Annotated in this window: 11 protein-coding genes; 4 read left to right on the plus strand and 7 right to left on the minus strand. The window is 40.8% G+C overall.

From position 1 onward, the window contains the following. Nucleotides 1-56: 56 nt before the first annotated feature. A complete protein-coding gene (locus ACFPOH_RS07490) occupies nt 57-209 on the minus strand; it encodes a hypothetical protein (RefSeq protein ID WP_390309306.1) in 153 nt (50 codons plus the stop codon). Nucleotides 210-371: 162 nt separating this feature from the next. On the opposite strand from ACFPOH_RS07490, the gene ACFPOH_RS07495 reads away from it, so the two are divergent. Then, a complete protein-coding gene (locus ACFPOH_RS07495) occupies nt 372-827 on the plus strand; it encodes a hypothetical protein (protein ID WP_342469046.1) in 456 nt (151 codons plus the stop codon). 271 nt (nt 828-1,098) lie between these two features. Here the strand turns inward: ACFPOH_RS07495 and ACFPOH_RS07500 are convergent, their stop codons facing one another. From ACFPOH_RS07500 to ACFPOH_RS07520, 5 genes are all read right to left on the minus strand, one after another. Further along, nucleotides 1,099-1,740: an HAD hydrolase-like protein gene (locus tag ACFPOH_RS07500; RefSeq protein WP_390309308.1), complete on the minus strand. Its 642-nt coding sequence runs from the start codon at nt 1,738-1,740 to the stop codon at nt 1,099-1,101. A 62-nt stretch (nt 1,741-1,802) separates the two neighbouring features. After that, nucleotides 1,803-1,955 carry a FeoB-associated Cys-rich membrane protein gene (locus tag ACFPOH_RS07505; protein WP_342469044.1) on the minus strand — a complete coding sequence of 51 codons (153 nt, stop codon included), beginning with the start codon at nt 1,953-1,955 and terminating at the stop codon, nt 1,803-1,805. Nucleotides 1,956-1,970: 15 nt separating this feature from the next. Further along, nucleotides 1,971-3,974 (minus strand): ferrous iron transport protein B, encoded by a 2,004-nt coding sequence (gene feoB / locus ACFPOH_RS07510; RefSeq protein ID WP_342581604.1) that lies wholly within the window; start codon nt 3,972-3,974, stop codon nt 1,971-1,973. A gap of 2 nt (nt 3,975-3,976) precedes the next feature. Next, nucleotides 3,977-4,204, minus strand: coding sequence for a FeoA family protein (locus ACFPOH_RS07515; RefSeq protein WP_342469042.1), 228 nt, complete (start codon nt 4,202-4,204; stop codon nt 3,977-3,979). 266 nt (nt 4,205-4,470) lie between these two features. Then, entirely contained in the window at nt 4,471-5,235 is a 765-nt protein-coding gene (locus ACFPOH_RS07520) for an SDR family oxidoreductase (RefSeq protein ID WP_342581606.1), read from the minus strand. 213 nt (nt 5,236-5,448) lie between these two features. Here ACFPOH_RS07520 and ACFPOH_RS07525 point away from each other — a divergent pair, with 213 nt between their 5' ends. Then, nucleotides 5,449-5,586, plus strand: coding sequence for a YjcZ family sporulation protein (locus ACFPOH_RS07525; RefSeq protein ID WP_342469040.1), 138 nt, complete (start codon nt 5,449-5,451; stop codon nt 5,584-5,586). An 88-nt stretch (nt 5,587-5,674) separates the two neighbouring features. Here ACFPOH_RS07525 and ACFPOH_RS07530 read toward each other — a convergent pair whose 3' ends face one another. Further along, entirely contained in the window at nt 5,675-6,400 is a 726-nt protein-coding gene (locus ACFPOH_RS07530; RefSeq protein ID WP_342469039.1) for a YqjF family protein, read from the minus strand. A 139-nt stretch (nt 6,401-6,539) separates the two neighbouring features. On the opposite strand from ACFPOH_RS07530, the gene ACFPOH_RS07535 reads away from it, so the two are divergent. Both ACFPOH_RS07535 and ACFPOH_RS07540 read left to right on the plus strand, forming a co-directional pair. Continuing rightward, complete coding sequence (locus ACFPOH_RS07535) at nt 6,540-6,719, plus strand: small acid-soluble spore protein H (protein WP_342469038.1); 180 nt, start codon at nt 6,540-6,542, stop codon at nt 6,717-6,719. Between the two features lie 384 nt (nt 6,720-7,103). Continuing rightward, entirely contained in the window at nt 7,104-8,054 is a 951-nt protein-coding gene (locus ACFPOH_RS07540; RefSeq protein ID WP_390309310.1) for a TRM11 family SAM-dependent methyltransferase, read from the plus strand. Nucleotides 8,055-8,225: the final 171 nt, after the last annotated feature.

Below are 8,225 nucleotides of genomic sequence, written 5' to 3' on the forward strand. Positions count from 1 at the left end.
GCCTTTTTTAGCCGATTTTAGAAAATTATCAACACTTTGTAGGTTGAATAGTATTTTTAAAAGTAGACAACCAGATGGTTGCCTACTAACTGTAAATTATTGGTTGTATAAGTTTCTGACATTGGGCCCAATCCCCCATTCACTTTACTTTGCACCGCCACCGCCACTCCGCCCAGAGCCGCAATGAGCGCGATCAACAATTTCATCATCAGCTTCTTCCCCTTTTCTATAAACCTGCTAGTTTATATATTATGAAAAACTTAGCAAATTATCATTTTCCATGCAAAACCGGCTTCTCCTGTCAAAGAATTATAATAAAATTTCCTTTCAAGTGGGTTATACTAAAGTAAGAATAAAGGAGGTTACTTTGGATGAATTTGGAAAAGATTTATCTTGAACGCTGTGATAAAGAAACGGAAGAAACGGTTGAAATAGAATCTCCAAAATTCTTGGATACATCGATTTCCTATTTCAAAAAGCATTTAAATGAATTTCTTTATATTGAGTCTTCCACTTTTAATGAAATCAAGGTGGATGCCCTTTCCATTGAAGTGGACGATGTGTTCCGGACATATATGGCTTTATTTGGATTAAGAGCACAAAAGAAACATGGGGAAGCCATAAAAAATTATTTGGAAGAACATCTACATACAGATGCAATCAAAAACTACAGCGCCCTTTTTTCTGCTGATGAAGGCTTGTGGGAAATCAATTTGCCGCTGGATTATATTGAAGGCTTTAAAGAAGATATGACCATCGGACAAGCAATCTCTTTGACTTATGATTTTGTGCAAAATTTGCTGGGTCATCTCCAAGAAAATAAATGAGGCTGGGACAAAAGATAAAAAACACCATTTTCTCACGGGAGAAAAATGGTGTTTTTTTGATAATTGAAGAAAATTGATTTCCGTTCCGGGGACGCTTTCCGCGGGCCCGGCTCGAGCCTCCTCGGAGCTCAAACCTTCGCTCCTGCGGGGTCTCGAGACTCGGGCTGTTCCCGCAGGAGTCGCCCCGTCACTCCAATCAATTTTCTGTGATATCAATTTTTTACAAAAATTTTTTTTGCAGCTCGTTCACTTTATTAGTTATGTCCCAGCCTCATTTATCAACGATGGCCACGTTCCTCAACTGATCCGCAATTTCTTTTGGGGAATGGGCTACATAGGCCGGCTTTTCTTTCTCAATCAATTCAAAACTGTCCAGTCCCCAACTCACCCACATGAAAGGCACGCCAACTTTGTTGCATGCTTGGATATCCCGCAATTCGTCCCCGACATACAAAAGATCTTGAGGGGCTAATTGATGGCGCTTCATAAACTTCCGTATCGCCGCATCTTTCCCGAAAAGTCTGCGGGCGGAAATCACCTCGGAAACCGAATCGATGTTTTCACGCTTCAATATTTCCACTATATTATCCTTTTTATTGGATGATATGATTGCAATTTCATACCCTCCGGCATGCAGGGATTCCAGCATTTCTTTGACTCCATCAAATAATGGCACTTCCCGGATATGCTCATTAAAATATTGGTGGATCTTTGGCAAAATGATGGACAGTTTGTACATCGGAAAATGATATTTTTTTGCCCTGCTATAATTATCGAGGTGTTGAATCTCCTGCAGCTCTTCTAAAGTTAATGGCAAATAGTTGTATTTTTTTGCGTAAGCATTCCAAGCATTTACGTAAACTTCCGCCGAATTCGCAAGCGTCCCATCAAAATCGAAAATGATGTATTTCATTTCAACTTGGCGCCCCCTCTCAATTGAGAAAAAGATGCATTCTCAATTTAAAATCAAAAAAATTATTTCTTGGAAGGTGGGTTGCAGCTTGCATTGCAATGGTCTGCGATTTCGCAACTTGCACATACACCTTTTTTGCTTTTCTTAATAGAATGATATAACGCCCAAAATGCATAGCCAAAAATAACGATTCCAAGAATTATGCTGATAATCATTAAAAGCCGCCCTTTCTATTGACCAATTCCTAACAACAATCCGCCCTGATAGATAATAAAAGAAATTGTGTATGCAACAATCAGTCCATAAACAATGGAGAAATACATCCATTTTCTTGATCCTGTTTCCTTTTTAATGGTTGCAACCGTCGCTAAACATGGCACGTACAGCAAAATAAACACCATGAAACTGTATGCGGATAATGGCGTGAATACCCCTGATAATAGATGCTGCAAGCTTGCTCCATCCGGTACAAAATAGATGACATTCATTGATGACACAACGATTTCTTTGGCAAGGAATCCGGTAAATAAGCTTGCCGCAGCCTGCCAAGTGCCAAATCCTAAAGGTGCAAAGATTGGAGCAATCCATTGGCTGATCAACGCCAAGAAACTTTCATCGGGTTGTACATTTGTTCCATCAGGCCCCACATAAGTGAGCAGCCAAATAATGACCGTTCCTCCCAATATAAACGTTCCGGCTTTTTTTACAAACCCTTTCCCTTTATCCCAAGTGCTTCTCAACAATGTCCGCACTTGAGGAACCCGATACGGTGGCAACTCGATGACAAAAATCGATTCTTCGGTTCTAATAAAGAAAGAAAAGAGTTTTGCCAAAATAATGGCGACAACAATTCCGAGTACATATAACGATAACACAATCAATGCCTTGTGTTCCTCAAAAAATACACTCACAAATAAACTGTAAACGGTTAGCCGTGCCGAACATGACATTAAAGGGGTTAATAGAATGGTCAATAATCTCTCTTTTGGCTGTTCGATCGTTCTGGCCCCCATAATGCCGGGAACGTTGCATCCAAAGCCGATAATCAAAGGGATGAACGCTTTTCCGTTCAAGCCGACAAGTTCCAATATGCGGTCCATAATCACGGCTATCCGGGACATGTATCCTGAATCTTCAAGCAATGAAATGAAGAAGAACAGGATAAAAATTTGCGGAACAAAAACGAGAACCCCACCGACACCGCCAATAATCCCTTCAATGATCAAACTTTGGATAAATGGCGATACTTGCAATGCTTCCAAAGCTCTTTCAACCGCCGCAGAAAACGGACCGGATAAAATTCCGTCCAAAAAGTCGGACAGTGGTGAACCAAGCCAATCAAAAGTCAATTTAAAGATCAGAAACATCAATTCCAAGAAAATGATGACACCACACACACTGTGGGTCACAATGGCATCAATCAATTCAGTGAAACTGTTTTTCTTGTTTTTTTGTTCCGTTACACAATAATCCAATACAGATTGAATAAAGTCCTGCCGCTTTTTGAACAACCATTGGCTGATGGATTTTACCCCATATTGCCGTTTTATTTTTTCTTCGCTATCTTTTATCAAATAATCAATTAATGCAAAATCCATCATTTCGCTCAATTTATTTCTGACGACAAAATTCCCGTCAATCAATTGGATCGCCAGCCAGCGTCGATTGATCTTGCTATAGCTGGGTAGCAATTTTATGATTTCATCGATTAACTTTTCAATCTCCGGTCCATAATCAATTTTTATGGATGACCTGTGTAAATTTTGCTCGTCCAAATGTTTTAATAATTTATCGCATCCATGACCCGATCTGGCGATGATGGGGACGACCGTCACTCCCAACTTTTCGGATAGTTTTTCCGGATCGACAAGAATCCCCTTTGATTTCGCTACATCCGTCATATTCAGTCCGATGATGAGTGGAGCCCCAAATTCAAGAAGCTGGATGGTCAATTGCATATTCCGAAGCAACTGTGAAGCATCCACTATATTAATAATTCCGTGGAAGGTGCCGTTCATCAAATATTCGGTTGCAACGGCTTCATCTTTGGAAAGTGGATTGATGGTATAAATGCCGGGCAGATCGATCAATTGCCCCTTTTCATTTGATAAATCACCCACTTTTTTCTCGACTGTAACGCCACTCCAGTTACCGACGTAGGCATATGAATCCGTTAATATATTAAAAAGGGAGGTTTTTCCTGTGTTGGGATTTCCAAAAAGTGCAAACTCCATTTTTACATTTCCTCCACTTCAATACAGTTGACGTCTTTTTTCCGCAAACTGATTTGCTGGCCGCATACTTCCAATATATATGGACCGCCAAAAGGCATTTTACGGATGCAAGTAACTTCGACCCCTTCTATGACACCTAGATCTAAAAGTCTTTTCTGAACAATTCTATTTAAGTTTGATAGATTACAAATTCTATATTTTGCCCCTATCTGTCCCTCTGTCAGTTTCAAAATCGTTTTCTCCTCCCAAACAATAACAAAAGTAATATTACAAAATCATCTATTTTAATGTAAAGTGTAGATCTAAAAATAACAAAAGAATATTTTTTGAATTTTTCGGATCACTGTCCTTCGAATGGGGAGGAGCATTTTGTTGTTCCAAAATATAGAAAAACTTTTCTCAAGCGCCTTCATTAAGGATTTGACAAAAAGGGCAAAAAAGATAGTAGGGATGATTCATCCTTACTATCTCCAAAATGAATGGTATGAAATCATTTTTAGAATGCGGAAGTCCAGCCGGCATCGGCAACGACAACCGTACCGTTGACGAAACTTGCGTCATCGGATGCCAAGAATAAAGCAACTTTTGCGATTTCTTCCGGTTTACCTGTACGCGGTGTTAATTTATGGGTCATTCCTGAACGCTCCATACCCAATTGGCTGACGTTCGTAATGCTTGCGCCTATGTTTGTTTCAACGGCTCCAGGAGCAATACCATTTACACGGATCCCTTTTTGTGCATACATAAAACCGGTATTTTTCGTTAAACCGACCAGTGCATGTTTGGATGCGACATAAGCTGCGCCGGCATGAGCCCCGTTCAATCCACCCGTTGAAATCGTATTGATGATGATTCCTTGTTTATTGTTGTCCAACCAATAGTTCACCGCTTTGCGCATTGCACGCATGACACCTTTTAAGTTGATGTCAAAGATGCGGTCCCATTTTTCATCCGTAATTTCGCCGACCGGTTCGAAGCCGTCCATGATGCCTGCATTATTCACAAGAATATCGAGTGTACCGTATTCGTTGATGGCTGTCTGGATCATATTTTCAACGTCTTCCAACTTCGATACATCCGCTTGAACCGCCATGCTTGTCCCGCCGTTTTTCGCAATTTCTTCTGAAACCGCTTTCGCACCTTCCAAATTGTAATCCGCAATAATGACCTTTGCGCCTTCCTTCGCATACAACTCCGCAATCGCTTTCCCCATTCCTGAAGCGGCACCTGTTACAATCGCAACTTTGTCTTGTAATTTCATTGAAATCCCTCCAGTTCTTTCATCTATATCTATATTTTAAATTTTCAAAATAAACACTTCAAGCACAGTTGGTAGAAATCACTGTAATTATTCTTCTATATATTTTTCATGTTGGATAGATTCCAAAGTTATAAAATCTCCCACCGGCTATACAAACGTACAGACACTTTTCCCCCTTCATCCATACATTAATACTGGAAGGGGGTGAAAAGCATGGGCTACAATAACAGCTACGGCGGCGGCTATGGCGGTTACGGCTGCGGTTTCAACAACAACTTCGCACTACTTGTAGTGCTCTTTATTTTGTTGATTATTGTTGGAACTAGCTTCGGCTCCAAAGGATTCTATTAATTTGGATAAAGAGAAAAGTTGGCATTCACCACCCAAAACCCTGACCGACACTACGCAAAATCCAAAGTCCCAACGCAACGGTTGGGACTTATTCCATTGAAACAAGCGGCCAAAAATGGACATTCAACTGTTTTGAATAATGAATTACCGGCCGGAAGGATTGGGGATTTAGTCTGAATGTCGAGAAAATATTGTTTTCCATGCCTATCAAATCGATATTCTGTATGATCCATGACTCATGAAAAATATCTCCGCGCAGCAACTTCCCTTTGGGGCCCGTTGTATAAAAACAATATCTTTCCAACAGCCATTCCCCTAAAGAACCCTTTTCCACAGGAGAAGCCGGCGATTGGACACGATATTCACATACCAAAGGGATGGGATGTGCTCTGCTTTCAAAACAAACTGTTTCTCCTGTTCTCCTGAGGGATATATCCATATAAAGATAAGGCAATTGAAAGAACGATTTTGCCGCGATTGCCGCTAATCTGTTACGGATTGCCAACTTAAAAAAATAGATCCCCGGCTTTTCACCCGCTTTCACATAAGTCCTCACATTGATTCCCGGGATGCCGGCCCCCATCGGAATGGAAGGAAGGCCGCGAAATCCTGAAGCTTTCATCATATACGGGACAATTGTCACCCATCCGGTTCCCTCATAAGTATCAAGTTCCAGATTGGGAGGCAAATGCAATTCCAGCACTTCTTTTTTCACCGGATAATGCAAAAACAGGATGTCACTCCAGGTTTGTTTCATTAACCAAGGTATTTTCGCCGGTAATACATATTTGTTTGATGCATAAGATTCGCCCATCGTTCTCCCCAATCAACGTGTTAATCTCTCCATCACTATTCCCAAATTTTCATCAAATTATATCCGGAACTGTGAAAGTATGATTATTTTCAACTTGGCAATAATGATAATGACTTCGTTGACATTGGAGGGTTATTGCATGAATATTCAACGCGCGAAAGAAATAGTGGAATCCGGCGCAATCGCAAATGTTTTATTTAACGGCCAACGCATTTATATTCAAAATGTTGACGAACAGAAAGGGACAGCACGCATCTATCCGTTAGATGACCCTGAAAATGAAAAAGAAGTGCCTGTTGAACAATTATTGGAAAATTAATCGCTTTTTCTTGCAAAAAAGAGGCTGGGACAAAAGATAAAAAACACCATTTTCTCACGGGAGAAAAATGGTGTTTTTTTGATAATTGAAGAAAATTGATTTCCGTTCCGGGGACGCTTTCCGCGGGCCCGGCTCGAGCCTCCTCGGAGCTCAATCCTTCGCTCCTGCGGGGTCTCGAGACTCGGGCTGTTCCCGCAGGAAAGCTTTTGCTTTGCGACGAAAGCGGAGCGACAGGAGCACNTTTTGCTTATTATGGATATAGATTTGAAGTGGCAAACTTGACTTTTTATTTTTTACGAATAATGTGATATATTTAGAGGCATGTTTAGACGGTCCAAAACGACTGTCTCTTTTTATGTTCTGGACATTTATGGATAAAGGAAGATGAAATTGAAGAAACCATCAAAATATATTTATACTTACATCCACCATCCCGATGAATATGAACTTCGGCGAATGGAAATGCGCTCGTTTTTCGGATTCGATACGGAGGAAAATTTTATAATCAGTGAACGCTGCATCGATCCGAGCCGCAGCCCCTTTATGGAAGATCTGCTGGAAGTATGGTATGAGGCAGATCGTATGGAGGAATTGCAACAACTCGTCAAGGAGTTGAAAATAGAAGATGCAACTTATAAAGTGGTATGCCTGAATAGAATGGATCTCGGAAAAACGAAAAAAATCCCTCATCCTGAACGCAGAAAAATCGAAAAACAAATCGGTCTATCCATCAATGGGGAACCAAATTTGAACCAGCCGGATCTTGTTTTTGGATTGCTTCACATCAATGATCGATGGTACTTCGGAAAATCGTCGAAAGCCGAATCGATTTGGCGCAAACATTTACATAAACCAAGCAGTTATTCTACGGCATTGAGCACCCGGGTGGCACGGGCCATTGTCAACATCGCAATTCCCGAACCGGAAGGCATCCGTGCAATCGATCCCTGCTGCGGTATTGGAACTGTTTTAATAGAAGCTTTATCAATGAACATTAATATTGTCGGAAGAGATATCAGCCCGCTTGTTTGCGTTGGCGCAAGAAAAAATATTGCCCATTTTGGTTATGAAACGACTGTGACCAAAGGCTCCATAACGGATGTAACCGATCATTATGACGTGGCCATTGTGGACTTGCCTTATAATATTTATTCTCATCTTTCACTGGAAGAGGAATATAACATCATCCTGCATGCGCGGCGTATTGCGGACCGGCTTTTATTTGTGGCCATTAAGCCGATTGAACATTTGGTTCAAAAAGCCGGGTTTGTGATTAAAGACCGCTCCGTCGCAAAGAAATCCAATTTCATCCGCCATATTTTGTTGTGCGAATAAAACCGTTTGAACATCTGTGTTGATAATGTGCAACGATTGGCAAAAAAAAGGGGCTGTCCGAAAAGTCGATTGAATCGACCTTCGGCTCAGCCCTTTTTTCTGTTTTTAGGGTACAAAAAAATCGTCCTTTTTTATAGAATGAAATTGACCAAAAAAACATTCTAAAGAAAG

The sequence above is a fragment of the Ureibacillus suwonensis genome, assembly GCF_042655065.1.
GTDB classification, from domain to species: Bacteria; Bacillota; Bacilli; order Bacillales_A; family Planococcaceae; genus Ureibacillus; species Ureibacillus suwonensis.